The following is a 20,498-nucleotide window of genomic DNA, read 5'->3' on the forward strand; positions in this document are numbered from 1 at the left end:
CGCAGCCCTCAGGCCATGGAAACCAGGACCAGGGGATCAGTGAATGATCTTTTCTTCCTTCACGAACATGTTGGCCCAGGCTCGGTCGATCAGGTCCGGACTCATCTGATACGGGATACCCTCAAACTCGCAGATTGAGATCATCTGGTCGATCAGGAAGATCGGCTGATAGTTTGCGTAGATGTTGTTGATGGTCGGGTATTTGACCTTCAGCAAATGCACTAGCGCCGCCTCGTCTAGTGGCATACCGCGCTTGCGGGCGACCATGGCAAAGATCTTCAGGAAGTTCTCTTGGTTCGGGCCGTCGATTTTGATCTTGAAGAAAATCCGGCGCAGGGCCGCTTGGTCGAAAATCTCATTCGGGTGGAAGTTGGTCGAAAATATAACCAGCGTGTCGAATGGTACTTCGAACTTCTCACCCGATTGCAGGCCAAGGATATCCTTGCTTTCTTCAAGCGGAACAATCCAGCGGTTGATCAGGGCCTGAGGGGGCTCTGCCTGACGTCCAAGGTCGTCCACGATGAAGATGCCGCCGGTGGATTTCAGCTGCAAAGGCGCCTGATAGGTACGCGCGGTGGGGTTGTAGACCAAATCCAGCATGCTCAGTGACAGTTCACCACCAGTCACAACGGTGGGACGTTCGCATTGAACATAGCGAGTGTCGAACCGCTTGCGACGGCGCAGACTGTTGGGATCGTCCTCTTCTTGCTCGATCGCGGTGTGCACGATCGGGTCGTAGACCGTAATCACCTGACCGGCATATTCGATTGCGCGCGGAACATAGACGTTGTCCCCCAAAGCATCACGAATGCCGTTCGAGATCGAGGATTTACCATTGCCCGGAGGGCCATACATCAGAATTGAGCGACCGGCGCTGACCGCCGGGCCCAGATGATCCAGCAGGCTGTCGGGCAGAACAAGATGGCCCATCGCGCCGGTTAGCTGGTCGCGGGTGACTTGAATGTTGCGGATCGACTGGCGCTTGACCTGCTCGCGGTAAACATCGAGCGGCACGGGCATCGCGCCGAAATACTCAGACTGGCTCAACGCGTCCAGCGCCCGGGCCTTGCCTGCATCGGTCAGCTGATAGCCCATTTCATTGCCGGAGTTGGCGTTCAGAGTCCCGGTCGCTTCAAGCAGTTTCTGCTCGCGTGCGATATCAACTAGTTCCTGTGTCACGGACCCGGGCAGACAGATGGCACCCGCAATTTCGCTGACCGTATCCACGTTCTTGCGAAAGACGGTCTTCAACAGAATGTCCCGCATCATCACCAGCGGAAGTTGCATTTCTCCCAGGCCTTTAGGGGCAGGGGGGGCAATCACAGAGGAGGTCTGCATATTCATGAGCGGGGCTCGTCCATCCAAAAATCACGCAAAAGGCCCTTGCGGGGCCGCTTTGGAAGAATTTGGCGCGGATTTGTGGCAGGACAAAGGCGCGGGCAAGGCGCGCTGATGATTGTTCACGATCCGTGGATTATGCCCAAAATCAAATAAACAACGAGGCTGCCAGCCAGCGTCAGACCCATAGGGAACTGTTTGCCGCGATCCCAGCTTTCCCAATGTGGTGCGATCTGGCGCAGCCGGGTGTATTTCGCCAACCGGTGGGCAAAGAACGCTCCCAGCAGAGTTGCCGTCAGAATCACCATGACCCACATCAGGTCACCGACCCAGACAAACGCTGCGGCTGCGGCACAGAACTTCGCGTCTCCGGCCCCCATCACACCAGCTGCATTTAGCACGATGCCGATAACAAGAACGACAACCATGTGAAGCAGCTGCCATCCGTAGACAGGCAGGGTCAGGGTTAACGGCCCGATGTTGCCGGGGATCCACGGACCGGACCACGGTGGCAATGCGATAAGCCCGACGATGAGATAAACAACCGCCAGCGCGACGACAGCGTGGTTCTTGATCCGCATCTCACGCATATCCGTAAAGGCAACGTAGAAACAGATCGGCAGAACAAAAGGTAGAAACCAGGCCGCCGCTGCCGCTGGTATGATCATGGATCAGGCGTCCTCAAGGGCCCGAAGCGAGCGGACCGCCTCGTCATAATGCTGCGGGTGGGTGGAAATCGCCTCGCGATAGAGGTTCTTGGCCAGGTTGATATTCCCCTGTTTCACGGCTGAAATGGCCATGGTGTTCAACAGTTTCGCCCGTTCGGTCTGCGTCATTGGGACAACAGGGACGCTGTAGTTGCCTTGCGCGCTGCGCGCCAGAACAAGGTTGTTCTTAGCGGTGAACATAGAATTGTCCTGCCTAATGGCGTCGGTAAACAGCCGCTCGGCTTCCGCATATTGCCCGCGCGTTAGTTTGGAATAGCCCCAGTTGTTCATGACTCCGGCAGGGCGGGTCGTCAGGCCCACCGCGGTTTCGTAGTAATGGTCGGCGCGATTCCAGTCTTTTTTGGCATCTGCCACCAGCGCTTCAAGCCGATACCGTTTAAAGGTTTCATATGTAGGGGGGATCTTGTTCAATGTCGCCTTTGCGCCATCCCAGTTGCCGCTGCGAATCTGAGCATCAGCGTATTCGACACGGTCGGCGTTGTTGGCCCCTTTCATGCTCAGCACACGTTTCCACGCGGCGGAAGCTTCAGTGCTGCGCTTGGCACGGGTCAGCGTGATCGCTAGTCCTCGTTGCAGGTCGATGCGGTCGGGGTTCTTGGCGGCCGCACTTTGGAAATAGGTCACCGCCTCATTGGGATCGGCCGCATTCAGCATCACGTCATTCAGGTTGGTCTCGTCGATAACGTTCACTTCCTGAAAAGTACGTTCAACCTTTTCCTCTTCGGTTTCCTTTGCGCAGGCGGCCAAAACCAGCCCGCACGCCAGCATCGTCGGAATCAAGAAGGGTTGGCGCATTTTTGTGCGTCCTTTACTGCTCTGCCTCTATTACTGGATTTTACGCAGAACAAATTGCCCGTTGCCGCGCTGCTCCAGTTCAAATTCTTGTTCTTGTGGGGTATTATTAACAGGATTTTCCATTTTTGCGAGTGCTAACCGCAGATTGTCGCGGATTGCGTCACTTTCGCCATTGTCCAGCGCATAGGCTCTGCGGAACATCTGCGCGGCTTCGGCATATTCGCCCGTTTCCACCAAGAAGACACCCAGGTTGTTCCATGCCACAGGCCACTCGGGATCGTCCTCGACAGCACGACGCAATAGCGGTTCAGCTTGGCCAATCCGGCGCAATCCCAAATTAGCTGTCCCAAGCGAAGTCAGGATTTGCGGGGTCATACCCTGTTGCAACGCGGCACGGGTGAAGGATTCAAGTGCAAGCTCATATTCGCCCGCCGCCATCAATCGGTTTCCGACCGTCACCTCATCTACCGCAGGCCCATCAGGATCGACGCCAGGGGCAAACGGATCGTCTGTCGCGCCTGTTTCAGTGCAAGAGGCCACCATGGTGAAAACCATGGCGGCCGGAATTGTCATACGAAGGTGCCAACAACCTGATTTGGCAACCCAGCGAAGAAGCGGGAAGGCGTTATCGGTTTCCAAACTCCATAATACCTTTTGCCGAAGGTCCAACAAGGATGACCAGCAGAGGAGGGACGGTCAACATCATTGTCGCAAGCGTCATTTTGGTTGGCAACTTATTCGCTGCCTCTTCGGCGCGCATCACGCGTTTGTCACGCATTTCATCGGCATAAACCCGCAACGCTTCGGCAATGGATGTCCCGAATGTCGCCGATTGGATCATCACGGTGACGAACGCGCTAACGTCCTGAACGCCGCATCGCGTCGCGAAGTCGCGCAAAACGGTGTCTTTTTCTTTACCCGCTTTCATTTCGTAGGCGACAACCTCGAACTCAAGCGCGATGTCTGGGTAAGATGCTTTCATCTCGGACGCGACCCTTACAATGGCCTGATCCAGGGACTGCCCGGCCTCGACGCATACCAACATCAGATCGAGCGTATCAGGAAAACCTTTTACGATCGCTTCCTTGCGTTCCTCTACGCGCCGCGTGATCCAGTATCTAGGCACGAAGTATCCCGCAGTACCAGGTCCAAGTACGCGTATGAGGATTTGTGTTGAGTCAAATTCCTGATCGCCGGCAAACACGGTAACCAGTGAGACGCCGATCAGTATTCCGATTATGCCCAATGCGAACTGAGCGAAGTGATAGAAACGAACCGCGTCCTTGGACTGGTAGCCGGCTTGCCGTAGCTTGAGCTGAACAGCGGTATACTCTTCCTCATTCTTTGGTTCGAGGAAATTGGCAAATTTTTCAAGCTGCTCGTTTCGGCTGGCGGTTCTGAGCCGTTCTTTCTTCTCTTTTTTATTGTTTTTGGGCGGTGAATTTGACCGCTGCAACTTCTTTAGTGGGTCCTCCGGCTGGTTCAGCATCAGCGGGATTGTGACAAGGATCATGAACAATCCCAAAACACCCACGACAATCAGCGGACCGAATTCACCCAAGTTCTGCTTCAACAGTTCATTGATCTGGTTCAAAAATTCCATCTTTGGGCCTCTTAAACCTTAATGTCGGTCAGGATACGCATGACGATCAGGTTCAAGGTCAGCGTGATGCCGACGAAGAAACATGCCGGAATGAAAAGCGGATCGTCTATCACGGCGTCGTAATAGTTCGGATCTTTGACCATGATGAACAGCAGACAGGCGACCGGGAAGCCCGACAGGAATTTGCCCGACCATTTGGCTTCTGCGGTGATGGCGTTCACCCGGCGGAACAGTCGGAAACGTGCGCGGATCACCTTGGCCAATCCGGCCAAAATATCGGCAAGGTTCCCCCCCGATTGCTGCTGGATCGAAACGGCGACGGCCAAAAACCGTAAATCCTGCATGTCCAGCCGCTCTGCCATATCCTTGAGTGCTTCACCGACATCCCGGCCATAAGCGGATTCATCCGAGATAACACCGAACTCGGTCGCAAGGGGGTCCTCGACCTCGTTAGCAACGATTTGGATCGAAGAAACAAATGGGTTTCCGACGCGAAGTGACCGAACCATCAGTTCCACCGCGTCGGGCAATTGTTCTTCAATCAAGGCCATACGTTTATTGGCTTTGTTATTGACCCAAGCGTACACCGCTCCGACCCCGATCGCGACCGATAGAGCCGCCCGAAGCGTCGGTTCGGTAGCTGTTCCTACGCTCAAACCTACAAAAGCCAGCCCTGAAACCAGTGCCATGATCACAATCAACTGCCGAGGAGAGAAGGCGATCGCCGCCTTCTGCGCCTTGTCTGCCAATAGCGAGTAGAGCGGTATGCTCTGCGACTTCATGTGCTGCTGCATTTCCTTGCGCAGCTGCTCCAGTACTTGCTCGCGCCCGACGCCCTTATCGATCATGTCCAGCCTGCGATTGACGCGGCTGTTCAGGCTGATCGATTTTCCGAATGCGACGAGATAGATACCTTCGACCAGGGCAAAGACCCCGACGAAAATCACGATGTAGATGAGCGCCTCGACAGGCAGTTGCATATCTTGGTTCTCCTACATCGTGGTTGGATCGTAGATCGAGGCGGGCAGATCGAAGCCCCACAGACGGAAGCGCTCGGAATAGTGGCTGCGCACACCTGTGGCGGTGAAATGACCGATGATCTTGTTGTCTGGGGTCAGGCCAACACGTTGAAATTTAAATATTTCCTGCATCGAGATGACGTCACCTTCCATGCCGGTAATTTCGGTGATTGATGTCATCCGGCGCGAACCATCCTGCAGACGGCTGGCCTGAACGATCAGATTCACAGCCGACGAGATCTGGCTGCGGACCGCTTTGATCGGCATTTCGATCCCCGCCATGGCGATCATGTTTTCAAGACGCGAAATACCGTCACGGGCCGAGTTGGCGTGGATCGTGGTCATTGATCCGTCGTGGCCGGTATTCATGGCCTGCAGCATATCGATTACTTCGGCGCCACGGGTCTCGCCCACGATGATGCGGTCGGGGCGCATCCGCAGGGCGTTTTTCAAACAATCGCGCGGACTGACCTCGCCTTTGCCTTCAACGTTGGGCGGACGGCTTTCCATCCGACCCACATGGGTCTGCTGCAGCTGAAGTTCCGCCGTATCCTCAATGGTCAGAATGCGCTCGGCGTCGTCGATAAAGCTCGACAGCGCGTTCAGCGTTGTCGTTTTACCGGAACCGGTACCGCCCGAAACAATGATATTCAGACGGGTCGACACAGCGGCTTGCAGATAGGCTGCCATTTCTTCGGTAAACGCACCGAAATTGACCAGATCGTCGATGCCGAGCTTGTCTTTCTTAAACTTACGAATGGAAACAAGCGAACCATCCACCGCAATCGGCGGCACCATCGCATTGAAACGTGAGCCATCAGCCAAGCGGGCGTCAACATACGGGTTGGATTCATCGACACGGCGACCAACGGCAGAAACGATCTTGTCGATGATCCGCATCAGGTGCTTTTCGTCTTTGAACGTGATGTCGCTGATCTCAAGCTTACCGGCCCGTTCGACAAAAATCTGCTGGGGGCCGTTGACCAGAATATCGTTGACCGAGTCGTCTTGTAGCAGCGCTTCCAGCGGCCCGAGGCCAGTGACCTCGTCATAAAGCTCTTTGTTTAGCTGGCTGCGGTCTTCACGGTTCAGAACGATGTTGCGGGCTTCCAGAACTTCGCTGGCAATCGCGCTGATTTCTGTCCGCAGTTCTGATTCTTCAGCTTTTTCAAGGGCTGCGAGGTTCAGGTTTTCAAGAAGCTCGCGGTGCAGCTCAAGCTTGATTTCGCCCAGCCGTTCCTTGCGCTTGCGTTCCTTGTCGTTTCCAACAACTTCTGCTGCCTTTTTCTTGACCGGCTTGCGCGCAATTGCGTTGGCAGCTGGTACCGCCGCTGCTGCTGCCGGGGCCTCGACTTTCGACGCCTGGGTTTCAACCGGCTGCGCCGAAGGCTGTTTTTTGTATCTTGAAAACACGGCAGCTCCCCTTTGAGTTATGCGGCTTCGGCGTCACTACTGCCAAGGCTATGAAGCGATTGAGCCAATTTGGCGATTTCCCGGCGCAGCGGGTTCTTGGCCGCTGAATTTGCCAGCGGTAAACCGTGGTCGCCGCTTTGCATGACGGGTTTGCCACCATCAGGCAGAAGCAGATCAATGGAAATACCCAGACTTTCACCCATACGTTTAACCCGGCTTTTACCGTTGAGATCGGTAAATTTAGGAGCCCGGTTCATAGCAAACCGCAGTTTGTTGAAGGGTAATTCTTCGGCCTGCAGTGCCCGTTTCAGACGCAATGCGTTCTGGGCCGAGCGCATATCCAGCTCAAGCAACGCAAAATAGACATGGGCGGCCTGCAGAACCGTTTCTGACCAGTGAACAAGTGTTTTTGGCATGTCTATGACGACATAATCAAAATTCGCGCGTGCGGTGTCGATCACACGCTGAATGTCCTCAGGCGTGATGATGTCCAGCGGCACCATGTCAGATGGTGCCGTTAGAACTTGCAGCTTCTCTTCAAACGTCTGGAGCGCTTGTCCAAAGGAGTCTTCGTCCATCGAATCCGTGTCTGAGAGCATTTCGAACACGGCTTCATGACGAGGCAGATCCAAATAGGTCGAAACAGTGCCGTATTGCAGATCCAGGTCGATCAGGCACACTTTCGGGGCTTCTTTGGCTGAAACCGTTACAAGTTCCCATGCCAGATTGACCGCCATGGTTGTAGAACCGACACCACCTGCCAGACCCTGTACGACAAAAAGCGCCCCTTCTTTCGAGGAGCCGTTCGTCGCAGTAGGCGCTGCTTGTGGTGCCACAACCGGATCGGGTTGTTGCATACGATCGATGGCTTCCTGAAGTTCATTTTCGGGAAGCGGGTAGGGGACAAACTCGTCCGCACCTCTGCGTAGCAGCTGATGCAATGCGGCAGGGGTGACATCCTCGGCGATCAAGACAACCTTAATGCCTTTTTCCTTGGCCTGAGTGATAATCTCACCCATCAGTGTCAGGTTGTCTTCGTCATCGCCGTCCAGCGCCAGCGCTACAAATTGAAGCGTCTTGGCTTCGGGTTGGCTAAAAAACGCAAGCGCTTCGGCAAATCCAAGATCACCCCAGCGTTCGCCCAGCGCAGCTTCCATATCCTCGATCAAAAGGTCGAAGTTCTGGACATCACGGCTGATGGTGCAGGCCAAAATGGCGTTATTATCGTCTTGCGGCGTCGCGCTCGTCATTAACACAATCCTCATCGAGAGGGCTGAGCAAACCATTTGAACGCGAGAAGATTCAGTTCTGGTATGCTGTCGCCCGATGCGGTCGATTTTGGCCGCAGGTCACCCAATTGTTCACAAAGTGGCTTGGAAGTTGGGCGAGAATTGGGCGCAAAAGAACCAATTGTAGGGAAATGGGCGACAATGTCGCCCATCTCCCGTTTATTATTCGCCGCCGCTGGCGTCTTCTTGCCTTTGGATGTAGCTCTGCGGGATCGCGCTTGAGATGTATTCGCGATAGATCACGTCCGCATACTTTCCATCGAGAATATTTGGATGCCGGTCGAAGAAGCCGGATACCTCGGTCACTGTCCGCCGATTGCGTCGATCCCGATCTTGCGTGGCAACCAACGGCCTGGATTTACCAAAAGAAACAACGGCTTCCAACCGTGAGCGCGATATTCCTTGTCGTGTCAGGAATGCAACGGCGGCATTGGCGCGGCGCTGGCCCAATCGCTTGTTATATGCCTCAGAGCCAACGGCATCCGTGTGCCCATAGACACGGAACCGCGCCTCGGGGAACTGTTTGATCCAGGCCGCCTGCTGCAACAGGATTCGTTGCGCCGAAGCGTCCAATTGCGCGCTATCGAAGGCAAAGTTGATCTGTGTTGGCACCTCGGCAGCGAAACGCCGCGCGAGGATTTGGCCATACGTCAACTCACCATTCATGACCTGAATGTTGTTCAGTGTAGCGTTACCAAACGTGCCCTGGTCGATTTCGTACCCGGCCTCGCGTGTACAACCGGCGACAGCAACCGAAAGACCCAGTGTGATGATCCACTTTTCCATTGGTTCTATCCTCTCTATCAGTCCAGCACGTAGCCGTAAGAGGTGCCAAAATCCTGATTGGCAACTTCAGAGGCTGCACCATTTCCGGCGCGTTCAGTCCGAGAGATCTTGCCGTTTACGAACAAATCGAACTCGCTGGGCGGTTTCACACGATCGGTCGGCAGGGCAAGCGCCTCGCCACGAGTGGGCGACACCAGATGCGCGGTAATGATGATGATCAATTCGCTCTGCTCACGCTGATACTGAGCGCTCCTGAACAACGCGCCCAATACAGGCACATCGCCAAGCCAGGGAACCTGGCTGTTCAGATCCGTGAAATCATCCTGGATTAGGCCTGCAATGGCAAAGCTCTCACCGTCGCGCAACTCGATGGTTGTCCGTGTTTGACGCGTGATGAAGCTGGGAACATTGTCGCCGTTGATCGTGAAGTTCGCACTCTGGTCGATGCTCGATACTGATGCACCCAGTTCCAGGTTGATCAGGTTGCCATCGACGACGCGCGGAACAAACAGCAGCTGTACGCCAAACTGACGATACTCGATCGCAACGACACCGTCGCCTTGGGGTACTGGGATTGGCACCTCACCACCGGCAAGGAACTCCGCCTCTTGGCCAGACAGTGCAGAAAGATTCGGTTCTGCCAAGCTGCGAACCAAACCCTTGGTTTCAAGGGCTTCCAAAAGCAGTCTAACCTGCGTTGAACCCGCGCCGAAACCGAACAGAATGGCACCGGAATTTGTCTGAACAAACGGGATGTTGTTCGCCAGTGCGTTGTTCAGTGCGCCCTGGTTATTCAAGGAATTGAAGCCCGCAGTGGTGTCGCCACCGCCAAAGCCCAACGATGCCGACAAGTTTTTGGCTACAGAGCGGTTCATTTCCGCAAAGCGCACTTTCAGCATGACCTGCTGCACGCCACCGACATTCATCAGGTTCGATACACGTTCAGGGGCATACCGTTCTGCCAACTCAAGCGCACGCGCCAGTTTGGCACTGCTGGAAACTGTTCCCGACAAGACGATCCCATCATTGGCGGTCCGAACCTCGATTCGCTCACTGGGAAGAATCTGACGTAAGCGTTCTTTGAATTCCGAAACATCAGGTGAAACACGCACACGCACGTTGGTAATCAGATTACCCGCGCCGTCGAACATTGTCAGGGTGGTTGTACCCGGTGCCCGACCGAGAACATAGATAGTGCGGTCCGACAGGGTCGAAATATCCGCTATGCCTGCATTGGCAATGCTGATGTCTGCGAACGGTTGTTCGCTTTCCACCACGATTGCGCGATTTACGGGGACATCCAGCGTTTCCGCTGTACCCTTTTTAACCACGCGAAGGTTTTGGGCCCAAGCGGCATCGCCGATTGGGCTCACAACTAGCGACAACCCCAGCAGGGTTGCGCTGATCCAGGAACGTATTGTCATGTGACCTGCCTCTCCGATCACCACTCGATTTTTTTTTGGGTCTTATGCCCTATGCTATGAAACCCTGCGACAGAACCAGATTTATTGCAATAATCAATGGTTTCTGGAAAGTTCCTTATGTGGATTATGCGCAACAACACAAAGAAAGAGACCGCGCAAAATGCGCGGTCTTTGTCTCGTAAAGGTCTGAAACTTAGTTAGTTTGTGCAGGGAATTGGGGTCTCTACCGTCTCGCCACCACGACGGGTGCGGATTGTGCAGACCTTCTCCGGAGCTGCGACGGGGGCCGGGGCCCTCTCTTCAATGCCAAGCAAAGACTGCTGATCGACTTCAACCACCTCTGCCACCTTGTCATCTTGAGCGCCAACCAGTGCCAGCGACATGCGACCCGTGTTCTGAGCCTGTGCCAAAGCGGCGATCTGTTGTGGCGTCGCTGCAACTGTGACCGTGCGAGCAATGGTTGTGCCGGTCACATCCAGACCCGCCGACTGATCAACAGCGACCAATTCGATGTTCGTCAGTACCAAACGAGTAATCTCACCGCGGCCAGAATCGCTGGTGCCACGCAATGAGCCGGTCCAATACACGTCCACCGTATCGCCCGGGCGCAAAAAGCCCGATACGCCAGATGCCACATCAACGCTTATCGCAAATGCGCGCATTCCCTTGGGCAATTGTGACCTGAGGCCAGCAGTCTCGCCTGGATTGGTGACTTTGACTTCCATAATCGCTTCGTCTTTCTCCATCGCGCGGAGAACGAATCGTTCATTGTTTTTGATTTCCGGGAATAGGGTTGTCATGTCCACAAAGGCACCCTCGGGAATCGCATCCTCTGGCCACTGAACGACGCGGATATCTTCCTGGTTCAAACGTTCGCCGTATTTGAAGGAGCGATTCGAAACCAAAACGCCTACTGTCGGGACAATGCCCGCCTGCGCATTGGCAAGCGCCTCTTCGCGCAACTTGCGTTCGTTCGCGAGTTTGGCCTGATTGTCCGTAATGTACTCGCGTGCCATATAGACAGCACCACCGGCCAAAGCGACCCCGATGATAAGAACAAGTCCAAAAACAGCTCGCATTTGTCCCTCATTATTTTCCGTAGACCGCGACTCTGGAAGTCACATCGTTTCAGGGTCCAAGATATTATTCAATTGTGTCGAAAAAGCGGACAATCACACGATTATTTTGCAAAAATATGTATATGTGCACGATAATGGTGGTTGGATAACGTGCCAGCGCGATACTTCAATTGAAATCCATCTCTTCAACTTCGACATTTCTGATTGGCTGCCCTGAAGTTGAAAGAGATTGACTAAGGATACTGTACATTAATGTCGCAAGACCAATGACAGCAGCAGTCAGAACGACCCAGTCCACTGTAATCGCACCGGTTTCATCGGCTTTGTATCTCTTAATTTTGTACAACATTGGTTCACGCCAAAGCGATTTCATTGAAAATAATAGGGGCCACGCCTTTGAATAAAGACATGGCCCCCATTTGTTACTCTATACCAAGACTGGATTAGTTGCCGTCTGGGTCCGGAGTGGTCACAGTAACGCCGGACAGAGCAGTATCAATGTCGCCCGCCAAGTTGCTGGCGCCGTTGTAGATCTGGTTGTAAGCAACGGCTGCCAGGCCAACAACGGCTGCGGTCAGAACGACCCAGTCTACAGTTACGGCGCCGTCTTCGTCTTTGCGGAAGTTCTTGATGAACTTGATCATGTTACGTCCCTCCTAAAGGATCAAAAAGTAATTAACCTCGGCGTCTTTCAGAGCTTTCTCTCTCAGTCCGCTCCCGATCGTCTCGGTATGCATATATGTTTGACCTCTGTGCGTGGCAGGAATTGGGCCAAACCAATATTTTTTTGCTAAAAGCCTAATTTTTCGTTGGTGAATTTGGTAACAGACTGAAAGTAAATAAGAAAAATAGAATATTTTTTGCACTTCAATTGTGTGGGCGATGCAAAATGGCGGCAATTGAGGCGAAATTGCCCCAATTCGCTTGGTTTTTCTGGTGTTGCGGGCCGTTATGATGTTCAAAATGCTTCAAAAGATAAGAAATCGAGGCAGGCAAATGTATTTCCGGGACGCAGTATTATGCGCCGGTGCAGCGGTGTTTCTGATGGCGGGTGCGATTCCTGTCACTGCAACCGAAACCGAGCCGCGCGGCGTCTATAAGCGCATAAAGGCCCCTAAACCGGGGACACGTCCGCGCGTGACGATTCAGATCACGCCCGAACAACATGCAGCATCACCATCAGCCCCCAGCACTGGCGCCAAGCTGGAAGTGCCTGAGATTGCCGCTATCGCAAAGCCGCCCCCATCGGTTCCTCAGAAGATTGCGGCGGCGACCAAGCCAGTTGGCTCTTATAGAGCATTCTGGAGCCGGGTATCCCCCGATCTAGCGCAGGCCAGCGCAGGTAGGCTGAGAGAGGCCGTTCAAGCGCTTACTGCCACGGGTGTCGCGGCGCCGCGTCTGCAGACCTTGCAAGACATCGCAGAAAAGCGAGGTGTGGATATTCTACGTTCGACCGTAGGGACGAATGTCTCACCCGCACTTGTCCTAGCCGTTATCTCGGTAGAATCTGCGGGCCGCACACAGGCTGTCAGTTCTGCCGGGGCGCAGGGCTTGATGCAATTGATGCCTGCTACCGCCGAACGTTTTGGGGTAGAGGACAGCCTGAAACCTGAACAGAATATCGAAGGTGGAGTCAAATACCTGCATTGGCTCATGAACGAGTTCGACAATGACCCGATTCTCGTATTGGCAGGTTACAATGCCGGCGAAGGGGCCGTGCGCAAGCATAGTGGTGTGCCACCTTATGCCGAGACCAGAGACTACGTGCCCAAGGTTCTGGCCGCGTTTCAGGTCGCGAGTGCGCTTTGCACCACAACACCGCAATTCGTTTCGGACCCCTGCATTTTTCAGACTTCGAACTAAAAAAGGCCCGCGTCGCAGCAGGCCTTATATTTCATTGGCCTGAGGTCAATCTACGATTGTTGCCTGAGTCGCTCCTCGCATCTCGTCCTCGCTGACGCCATCGGCCAGTTCGACGATCTTCAGGCCGCCTTCGACGACATCCAGAACACCCAGATTGGTGATGATGCGATCCACAACGCCCTGGCCAGTCAGAGGCAGCGTGCATTCCTTCAGCACTTTTGAATCACCATGCTTGTTGGTGTGATCCATCACTACAATCACGCGACCAACGCCAGCGACCAGATCCATCGCACCGCCCATACCTTTGACCAGCTTGCCGGGGATCATCCAGTTGGCCAAGTCTCCTTTCTCGTCCACTTCCATCGCACCCAAAATCGCAGCAGCGATCTTACCGCCTCGGATCATGGCGAACGAGGTCGCGCTATCGAAGTAAGAGGTGCGGGACAGTTCGGTAATCGTCTGCTTGCCCGCGTTGATCAGGTCAGCGTCTTCCTCGCCCTCAAACGGGAAAGGCCCCATGCCCAGCATACCGTTTTCGGACTGTAGGGTGATGTCCTTGTCCCCTACATAGTTCGCCACCAGCGTCGGAATACCGATGCCGAGGTTCACATACATGCCGTCTTCCAGCTCTTCTGCCGCACGTGCGGCCATCTGATTGCGATCCCAGGGCATTATGCGTCCTCCTTCTTGCGGGTGGTGCGCTGTTCGATGCGCTTTTCGTGGCTGCCTTGGATAATGCGATGCACATAGATGCCGGGTAGGTGGATGCCATCCGGGTCCAGCGAGCCGCGCGGGACGATTTCTTCAACCTCAGCCACACAAATCTTGCCGCAAGTCGCTGCGGGCACGTTAAAGTTGCGGGCGGTCTTGCGGAACACGAGGTTCCCGGTGTCATCGGCTTTCCACGCCTTTACGATCGCGAGGTCGGCGAAGATGCCTTCCTCCATGATATAGGTCTCGCCGTTGAATTCCTTGTGCTCTTTGCCTTCCGCGATCACCGTTCCCACGCCCGTCTTGGTGTAAAACCCGGGGATGCCAGCGCCACCGGCCCGCATCCGCTCGGCCAGTGTGCCTTGTGGATTGAATTCCAGCTCCAGTTCTCCACTCAGATACTGGCGCATGAATTCGGCGTTTTCCCCAACGTAAGAGCTGATCATCTTTTTGACCTGCTTGGTTTGCAGTAGGATGCCGATGCCAAAATCATCCACACCTGCGTTATTCGAGGCAAATGTCAGATCCTTCGCGCCTGAGGCCTTGATTGCTTCAAGCAGCATTTCCGGGATACCGCACAGCCCAAAGCCGCCCGCAGCGATCAGCATGCCGTCCGATATCACCCCATCGAGCGCCTCATCGGCATTGTCATAGATTTTCTTCATGGAAAACTCCCCCAATGACATGGTGTTGGGCCGATTTGTGCCGCCACGTCACGGGGAAGTCAACGAATCCAAGGGGCAGGTGGTATTTCTACCTAACTTGCTTTCTTGGTGGTCTTCTTGGCAGCAGCTTTCTTCTTGGGGGCTGCCTTTTTCTTTGTGCCTTTCTTGGCCGCGCGTTCATTGACCAGTTCGATGGCCATTTCCTGGGTCACATCCTCGGGTTTGATGTCTTTGGGGATCGTCGCGTTGACCTTTTCCCATTTCACATACGGCCCATAGCGCCCGTCCAACACCTGCATCGCGCCGCCGTCGGGATGGTCGCCCAGCTCTTTCAGCGGCTTCGCGGCCGCCCGACGTCCGCGACCTGGATTGGCGCGTTTTTCGGCCAACAGTTCGACGGCGCGGTTCATGCCGATCTCAAACACATCGTTCGGGTCTTTGAGGTTGGCGTAGACGGGCTTTGCCTCGTCGGCCAACTGATGCATTAGATAAGGTCCAAAGCGACCAAAGTTCGAACTGATCATGCCGCCTTCGGGGTGCTCGCCGATCTGACGGGGCAAGGACAGAAGAGTCAGCGCTTTCTCCAGATCCATGTCGTCTTTGCTCCAGCCACGGGGCAGGGACGCACGAGGAGGCTTCTTGTTCTCAGGCGTGGGCTCTCCACGCTGGACATATGGCCCAAATCGACCGGATTTCAGCCAGATCTCATCGCCCCCATCTTCGCCCAGCAAACGCTCGTCACCTTCCGCGCCCTCACCAGCGATCGGACGGGTATAAGTGCACTCAGGATAGTTGCCACAACCGACAAACCCGCCGGTGCGCGAAGTTTTCAGATGTAACTGGCCAACACCGCATTTCGGGCAAATGCGCGGGTCCGAGCCATCTTCACGCGGCGGATACAGCTGCGGTGCCAGCGCTTCGTCCAGCTTGTCCAGCACTTCCGAGATACGCAGCTCCGATGTCTCACCAATCGCGGCAGAGAAATCGCGCCAGAACTTGCCCAGCAGATCCTTGTAGTCGCGTTCACCTGCGCTGACGTCGTCAAGCTCTTCTTCCAGATTGGCGGTGAACTCGTAGCCCACATACTGGCGAAAGAAATTCAGCAGGAAGATGGTGACGATCCGGCCCTTTTCTTCGGGGATCAGCCGATTCTTGTCTTTACGTACATATTCACGATCCTGAATCGTGGTGACAATCGAGGCATAGGTCGACGGACGCCCGATCCCCAGCTCTTCCATCCGTTTGACCAGCGTCGCCTCTGTATAGCGCGGGGGCGGTTGGGTGTGATGCTGCAGCGCCAGAACGGATTCGTTCTCGGCCAGAATGGCGGCCTTTTCCGAGTCGGCGGTGGCCTTGGCAAACTGATCACGCAGCGAGGTCTTGGCAAAACGTGCGGGATCGCCCTGCATGATCTGTGGCAAACGCTTGTCGTCATCGTCGACCACGTCATCGCGGCCTTCTTCGTAAACGCGCATGAAGCCATCGAACAGCACCACCTGACCGGTGGCGCGCAGGCCAACCTGACCGTCCGTGCTGGTAATCTCGACAGTCGTGCGTTCAAGCCGTGCGGCAGCCATCTGACAGGCAATGGTGCGTTTCCAGATCAGATCATAAAGCTTGCGCTGATCCTCATCGGTCACCTTCAGCGCCTTGGCATCGCGCGACATATCTGTCGGGCGAATACACTCGTGTGCTTCCTGAGCGTTCTTGGCCTTGTTTTTGTACATGCGCGGGCTGTCTGGCACGTATTCCGCACCATAACGGTCGGCGATTGCATCGCGCGCTGCCGCCACGGCCTCGGGGGCCATGTCGATACCGTCGGTTCGCATGTAGGTAATGTATCCGGCCTCATACAGCCGCTGGGCCACCTGCATCGCATGGCGTGCACCCATGCCGAACTTGCGGCTGGCTTCTTGCTGCAAGGTCGACGTCATGAACGGGGCAGAGGGGTTGCGCGCGGCAGGCTTGGCCTCGACCGATGTCACGCTCAGATCACGGCTGGTGATCGCCTGAACCGCCAGCTCAGCCTGCGTTGCGTTGGCCAGATCGTGCTTGTCCAGTTTCTTGCCTGCCAGCGTGACTAGACGCGCCTCGTAGGTTTGTCCCCTAGGCGTCTCGAACACAGCCTTGACCGACCAGTATTCGACCGGCTTGAAGGCTTCGATCTCCATCTCGCGTTCGACGATGAGGCGCAGGCAGACCGATTGCACGCGCCCCGCTGAACGGGCACCTGGCAACTTGCGCCACAGAACGGGCGACAGGTTGAACCCTACCAGATAGTCCAGCGCGCGGCGGGCCAGATAGGCCTCGACCAGCGGCATATCGACCTCACGCGGGTTCTGCATCGCCTCGGTCACGGCGTCCTTGGTGATCGCGTTGAACGTCACGCGGCTGACTGGCGTGTCCTTCTTGATCGAACGCCGCTTGGTCAGCGCTTCTTGCAGGTGCCAGCTGATTGCCTCGCCTTCGCGATCAGGGTCAGTCGCGAGGATCAGTGCGTTGTCTTCTTTCAGAGCGTCGGCGATCGCCTTGACATGCTTACGGCTGTCATTGCCGACCTCCCATTTCATTGAAAATTCATGCTCGGGATCGACCGACCCATCCTTCGGCGGCAGGTCCCGCACATGGCCATATGAGGCCAAAACGGTGTAGTCGGGGCCAAGATATTTATTGATCGTTTTTGCTTTGGCCGGAGATTCTACAACAACTACGGGCATTTAAGAGGAATCCTCGCTCGACGGATTTTGCGCTTTGTATGACCGTGCAAAATGTGTGGGGCAAGATCGAATTGTCAATGCGTTCGTTTTCACTACTAAAAATACTCTGAATTCAAGCCGGTTCTGGCCGCACCGCTCGCGGAATCCGGTGTCGAATCCGTTCGATAGCTTAGGCGCAAAGTGATAGCAGGCCGCCTGGTTGCCGCTGAATCTTGCCCTCAAGCTCCAGATCGACCAACACAGGGCCGACTTCGCCCGCAGATGCAGCGATGTCCCGGATCAACTGGTCTTCCGCGATCGGAGATGGGCCAAGTCGAGTCAGAATCGCCTCGTGCAAGGCTTGGGGCGTGATTTCGGCTGTGTCTGCCTCGGGTCCAAGGGGTAGGATTTGTTTGGCGGAGGATTGTAGCTGTTGCTTGGGCAAAGCATCAATCACGTCTTCTGCATTGCGGACGAGTATAGCCCCGTCTCGGATCAGCAGATTGCATCCTGCCGCGCGGGCGTCAAAGGGATGGCCGGGCACGGCCAGAACCTCGCGCCCTTGGTCCAGGGCGTCCCGCGCGGTGATCAAGCTGCCGGATTTCGCCGCGGCCTCGACAACGACCACTGCCTGCGCCAGACCCGAGATAATGCGATTGCGGCGCGGAAAATGTCGTGCCTGAGGTGTTGTGCCCATCGGTTGTTCAGACAGGCGAAGACCGGTTTCTGCGATATCTCGCGCAAGATCGGCATTTTCGGCCGGATAAATCACATCTACCCCACCTGCTAACACTGCCACAGTACCGGTCGCCAACGTGGCGAGGTGCGCCGAGGTGTCAATGCCGCGGGCAAGCCCCGAGACCACGACATAGTCTTGCTTACCCAGATCCGTCGCCAACGCCCGCGCCATGCGCGCGCCCAGCGAAGAACAGTTCCGTGCCCCGACCATGGCAATTGCCCGGCGTTTCAAGATCGACGGATCGCCGATTGCCCAAAGCATCGGGGGCGCATCCGAAAGGTCACATAACGCGTAAGGGTAATCGGCGGCCCCAAGGCACAAAAGCCGCGCTTTGGCGACCTTTGCGGCCTTGAGCTCCGCCTCAATTACGCCGGGCGGGCAGATTTCATAATCCTCGATCCCGGCAGCGCGCGCCATTTCCGGCAACGCGGCCAGCGCGTTCTGCGCCGAGCCATGTTCGCGCAATAAGCGCCGGAATGTTGCCGGCCCTACTTTGCGTGAGCGCAACAGACGGAGCCAGGAAAACCGGTCCTCTTCCGTGGTGGGTGGGAGTGGGGGGTGATTGGAAGAAAGCTGCTCTTCGGTCATCCGATGCTCCGCCTGATTGCAAAACTGGTTTACGGTGCAGCGGGTTAACAGCCTGTGAATCTTAGAAAATTAGATCGGTATTTTTCGAACCCATCCCTCGGAGAGGTGATTATCTCATTGAAAGAAAAAGAGAAAATTCGTGCGAATTTTCTTGGCACACATAGTCCATGGATGAGTTTTTGATTTGACGCGAAGGGTAGTGTGTTAACCCTTCGCGCCTTGATTCTTCTTTTGAGCTGACTCAGGTGGCAGAGCCGCCCACAGTCAGCCCATCCATCAAAACGGTAGGTTGGCCGACACCGACCGGCACCCATTGCCCATCCTTGCCACATGTGCCCATGCCGGGATCCAGCGCCATGTCATTGCCCAGTCCCCGAATGCGTTTTAGCGCCGAGGGGCCGTCGCCAATCAGCGTCGCGCCTTTGACCGGAGCGCCGATCTTGCCGTTCTCGACACGATATGCCTCGGTGCAGGAGAACACGAACTTGCCGTTGGTGATGTCGACCTGGCCACCGCCGAAGCCCACAGCCCAGATGCCGTCTTTGATATCTGCCACCAACGAGGCCGGATCGGCATCGCCACCCAACATGATTGTGTTGGTCATGCGCGGCATCGGTTTATGGGCATAGCTTTGACGCCGGCCGTTCCCGGTTGGAGCAACGCCCATCAGGCGTGCGTTCTGGCGGTCCTGCATATATCCGGTGAGGATTCCATCCTCGATCAGAACTGTACGCGAACTGGGTGTACCCTCGTCATCCACTGATATCGAACCGCGTCGGTCTGCAATCGTCCCATCATCCACGACTGTTACACCTTTCGAAGCGATCTGCTGCCCCATCAGCCCGGCAAAAGCGGAACTGCCCTTGCGGTTGAAATCACCTTCAAGCCCGTGGCCGATGGCCTCGTGCAACAGAATACCGGGCCAACCGGGGCCCAACGCGACTTCCATCACGCCGGCAGGTGCAGGGACGGCATCCAGATTGACCATCGCGATCCGCAGAGCCTCACGCGCCTTATCTTGCCAGTCTGAGGGATCGATCAAGCCATCCAGCCCCACGCGACCGCCACCTCCGGCAGAACCGCTTTCGCGTCTGCCGTTCTGTTCTACGATAACCGAGATGTTCAGGCGGGTCATCGGGCGTATATCGCGCACCTGCACACCATCGGGGCGAAGAATCTCGACCTCCTGCACTGCAGCGGCAATCGTGGCGCTGACTTGCACAACCCGGGAATCCAGACCACGGGTAAAAGCGTCTATCTCGCGCAGTGTCTCGATTTTGACCGGGAAGGCGGCGGATTCGATCGGGTCTTCATCGGTATATAACCTGGTATTGGTGGCACGTGGTGGCCCGGCCAGCGTCCCACCACCATCGCCGACCGCCAACCGTGCGGTTTCGGCTGCGCGCTTCAGAGAGGGAATCGAAACATCCGTTGAATGCGCGTATCCAGCCACTTCACCCTGCACCGCGCGAAGACCGAATCCCTCGGAAGCGTCGTAAGAGGCCGTGCGCAATCGACCGTCATCAAACACCAAAGATTCGGATTTGCGCCGTTCTACGAACAGTTCCCCATCCTCGGCGCCATCAGTTGCAGCCTTCAGTACAGCAAGCGCTTCATCCTTCGGAAGGACGCTCTCAAACGGGCGAAACGGGGCCTGAGTCATCAGTTGTGACCTTTCGGGTTTGATCCAGATCAAAAATAGCGTCTGTTTGACGCAAGCATTTTGCTTTATCTACCCGACGGAATATGGTTTTTAACGCGG

At 55.6% G+C, this 20,498-nt stretch carries 18 protein-coding genes; 1 reads left to right on the plus strand and 17 read right to left on the minus strand.

Annotated elements, in window-relative coordinates; all coding sequences use genetic code 11:
• Positions 1 to 36: 36 nt before the first annotated feature.
• The 12 genes from ACR0MJ_RS00745 to ACR0MJ_RS00800 form a co-directional block, all read right to left on the minus strand.
• Positions 37 to 1,344 carry an ATPase gene (locus ACR0MJ_RS00745; protein ID WP_170397365.1) on the minus strand — a complete coding sequence of 436 codons (1,308 nt, stop codon included), beginning with the start codon at positions 1,342 to 1,344 and terminating at the stop codon, positions 37 to 39.
• Positions 1,345 to 1,460: 116 nt separating this feature from the next.
• Complete coding sequence (locus ACR0MJ_RS00750; RefSeq protein WP_170404351.1) at positions 1,461 to 2,006, minus strand: prepilin peptidase; 546 nt, start codon at positions 2,004 to 2,006, stop codon at positions 1,461 to 1,463.
• Between the two features lie 3 nt (positions 2,007 to 2,009).
• On the minus strand, positions 2,010 to 2,861 hold the full coding sequence (locus ACR0MJ_RS00755; protein ID WP_480758462.1) for a tetratricopeptide repeat protein: 852 nt from the start codon (positions 2,859 to 2,861) through the stop codon (positions 2,010 to 2,012).
• Between the two features lie 30 nt (positions 2,862 to 2,891).
• Positions 2,892 to 3,434, minus strand: a complete 543-nt coding sequence (locus tag ACR0MJ_RS00760) for a tetratricopeptide repeat protein (protein WP_480503818.1) — start codon at positions 3,432 to 3,434, stop codon at positions 2,892 to 2,894.
• A gap of 52 nt (positions 3,435 to 3,486) precedes the next feature.
• A complete protein-coding gene (locus ACR0MJ_RS00765) occupies positions 3,487 to 4,464 on the minus strand; it encodes a type II secretion system F family protein (protein ID WP_170404348.1) in 978 nt (325 codons plus the stop codon).
• An 11-nt stretch (positions 4,465 to 4,475) separates the two neighbouring features.
• Positions 4,476 to 5,444, minus strand: a complete 969-nt coding sequence (locus ACR0MJ_RS00770; protein WP_170397358.1) for a type II secretion system F family protein — start codon at positions 5,442 to 5,444, stop codon at positions 4,476 to 4,478.
• 12 nt (positions 5,445 to 5,456) lie between these two features.
• Positions 5,457 to 6,896, minus strand: coding sequence for a TadA family conjugal transfer-associated ATPase (locus ACR0MJ_RS00775; protein ID WP_170799817.1), 1,440 nt, complete (start codon positions 6,894 to 6,896; stop codon positions 5,457 to 5,459).
• A 17-nt stretch (positions 6,897 to 6,913) separates the two neighbouring features.
• The gene (locus ACR0MJ_RS00780; RefSeq protein WP_170397347.1) at positions 6,914 to 8,146 is read right to left on the minus strand and encodes an AAA family ATPase; all 1,233 of its coding nucleotides are present in this window, start codon (positions 8,144 to 8,146) and stop codon (positions 6,914 to 6,916) included.
• A 201-nt stretch (positions 8,147 to 8,347) separates the two neighbouring features.
• Positions 8,348 to 8,971: an OmpA family protein gene (locus tag ACR0MJ_RS00785; protein WP_480758469.1), complete on the minus strand. Its 624-nt coding sequence runs from the start codon at positions 8,969 to 8,971 to the stop codon at positions 8,348 to 8,350.
• A 17-nt stretch (positions 8,972 to 8,988) separates the two neighbouring features.
• Positions 8,989 to 10,395: a type II and III secretion system protein family protein gene (locus ACR0MJ_RS00790; protein ID WP_170397343.1), complete on the minus strand. Its 1,407-nt coding sequence runs from the start codon at positions 10,393 to 10,395 to the stop codon at positions 8,989 to 8,991.
• 197 nt (positions 10,396 to 10,592) lie between these two features.
• Positions 10,593 to 11,474 (minus strand): Flp pilus assembly protein CpaB, encoded by an 882-nt coding sequence (gene cpaB, locus ACR0MJ_RS00795; protein ID WP_170404333.1) that lies wholly within the window; start codon positions 11,472 to 11,474, stop codon positions 10,593 to 10,595.
• Positions 11,475 to 11,917: 443 nt separating this feature from the next.
• Entirely contained in the window at positions 11,918 to 12,118 is a 201-nt protein-coding gene (locus ACR0MJ_RS00800; protein WP_170404329.1) for a hypothetical protein, read from the minus strand.
• 352 nt (positions 12,119 to 12,470) lie between these two features.
• On the opposite strand from ACR0MJ_RS00800, the gene ACR0MJ_RS00805 reads away from it, so the two are divergent.
• Positions 12,471 to 13,337 (plus strand): lytic transglycosylase domain-containing protein, encoded by an 867-nt coding sequence (locus ACR0MJ_RS00805; RefSeq protein WP_480758472.1) that lies wholly within the window; start codon positions 12,471 to 12,473, stop codon positions 13,335 to 13,337.
• Between the two features lie 45 nt (positions 13,338 to 13,382).
• Here the strand turns inward: ACR0MJ_RS00805 and ACR0MJ_RS00810 are convergent, their stop codons facing one another.
• The 5 genes from ACR0MJ_RS00810 to tldD form a co-directional block, all read right to left on the minus strand.
• A complete protein-coding gene (locus ACR0MJ_RS00810) occupies positions 13,383 to 14,009 on the minus strand; it encodes a 3-oxoacid CoA-transferase subunit B (protein WP_170397333.1) in 627 nt (208 codons plus the stop codon).
• Complete coding sequence (locus ACR0MJ_RS00815) at positions 14,009 to 14,713, minus strand: CoA transferase subunit A (protein ID WP_480758474.1); 705 nt, start codon at positions 14,711 to 14,713, stop codon at positions 14,009 to 14,011. Before ACR0MJ_RS00815 ends, ACR0MJ_RS00810 begins: the two co-directional genes overlap by 1 nt.
• A gap of 92 nt (positions 14,714 to 14,805) precedes the next feature.
• Positions 14,806 to 17,430 carry a type I DNA topoisomerase gene (gene topA, locus ACR0MJ_RS00820; RefSeq protein ID WP_480754463.1) on the minus strand — a complete coding sequence of 875 codons (2,625 nt, stop codon included), beginning with the start codon at positions 17,428 to 17,430 and terminating at the stop codon, positions 14,806 to 14,808.
• A gap of 169 nt (positions 17,431 to 17,599) precedes the next feature.
• Complete coding sequence (gene dprA, locus ACR0MJ_RS00825) at positions 17,600 to 18,736, minus strand: DNA-processing protein DprA (protein WP_480758476.1); 1,137 nt, start codon at positions 18,734 to 18,736, stop codon at positions 17,600 to 17,602.
• Positions 18,737 to 18,977: 241 nt separating this feature from the next.
• On the minus strand, positions 18,978 to 20,399 hold the full coding sequence (tldD, locus tag ACR0MJ_RS00830) for a metalloprotease TldD (RefSeq protein WP_170564721.1): 1,422 nt from the start codon (positions 20,397 to 20,399) through the stop codon (positions 18,978 to 18,980).
• Positions 20,400 to 20,498 lie beyond the last annotated feature (99 nt).

Source organism: Ruegeria sp. C6 (genome assembly GCF_056537625.1).

What these genes read in the sequence shown, in the direction of transcription:
- ACR0MJ_RS00785 (WP_480758469.1), bottom strand. Translation starts at nt 8,971, where the DNA reads ATGGAAAAGTGGATCATCACACTGGGTCTTTCGGTTGCTGTCGCCGGT.
- ACR0MJ_RS00805 (WP_480758472.1), top strand. Translation starts at nt 12,471, where the DNA reads ATGTATTTCCGGGACGCAGTATTATGCGCCGGTGCAGCGGTGTTTCTG.
- cpaB (WP_170404333.1), bottom strand. Translation starts at nt 11,474, where the DNA reads ATGCGAGCTGTTTTTGGACTTGTTCTTATCATCGGGGTCGCTTTGGCC.
- ACR0MJ_RS00770 (WP_170397358.1), bottom strand. Translation starts at nt 5,444, where the DNA reads ATGCAACTGCCTGTCGAGGCGCTCATCTACATCGTGATTTTCGTCGGG.
- ACR0MJ_RS00765 (WP_170404348.1), bottom strand. Translation starts at nt 4,464, where the DNA reads ATGGAATTTTTGAACCAGATCAATGAACTGTTGAAGCAGAACTTGGGT.
- ACR0MJ_RS00815 (WP_480758474.1), bottom strand. Translation starts at nt 14,713, where the DNA reads ATGAAGAAAATCTATGACAATGCCGATGAGGCGCTCGATGGGGTGATA.
- ACR0MJ_RS00800 (WP_170404329.1), bottom strand. Translation starts at nt 12,118, where the DNA reads ATGATCAAGTTCATCAAGAACTTCCGCAAAGACGAAGACGGCGCCGTA.
- ACR0MJ_RS00780 (WP_170397347.1), bottom strand. Translation starts at nt 8,146, where the DNA reads ATGACGAGCGCGACGCCGCAAGACGATAATAACGCCATTTTGGCCTGC.
- tldD (WP_170564721.1), bottom strand. Translation starts at nt 20,399, where the DNA reads ATGACTCAGGCCCCGTTTCGCCCGTTTGAGAGCGTCCTTCCGAAGGAT.
- ACR0MJ_RS00745 (WP_170397365.1), bottom strand. Translation starts at nt 1,344, where the DNA reads ATGAATATGCAGACCTCCTCTGTGATTGCCCCCCCTGCCCCTAAAGGC.
- ACR0MJ_RS00750 (WP_170404351.1), bottom strand. Translation starts at nt 2,006, where the DNA reads ATGATCATACCAGCGGCAGCGGCGGCCTGGTTTCTACCTTTTGTTCTG.
- ACR0MJ_RS00810 (WP_170397333.1), bottom strand. Translation starts at nt 14,009, where the DNA reads ATGCCCTGGGATCGCAATCAGATGGCCGCACGTGCGGCAGAAGAGCTG.
- topA (WP_480754463.1), bottom strand. Translation starts at nt 17,430, where the DNA reads ATGCCCGTAGTTGTTGTAGAATCTCCGGCCAAAGCAAAAACGATCAAT.
- ACR0MJ_RS00755 (WP_480758462.1), bottom strand. Translation starts at nt 2,861, where the DNA reads ATGCGCCAACCCTTCTTGATTCCGACGATGCTGGCGTGCGGGCTGGTT.
- ACR0MJ_RS00760 (WP_480503818.1), bottom strand. Translation starts at nt 3,434, where the DNA reads ATGACAATTCCGGCCGCCATGGTTTTCACCATGGTGGCCTCTTGCACT.
- ACR0MJ_RS00790 (WP_170397343.1), bottom strand. Translation starts at nt 10,395, where the DNA reads ATGACAATACGTTCCTGGATCAGCGCAACCCTGCTGGGGTTGTCGCTA.
- dprA (WP_480758476.1), bottom strand. Translation starts at nt 18,736, where the DNA reads ATGACCGAAGAGCAGCTTTCTTCCAATCACCCCCCACTCCCACCCACC.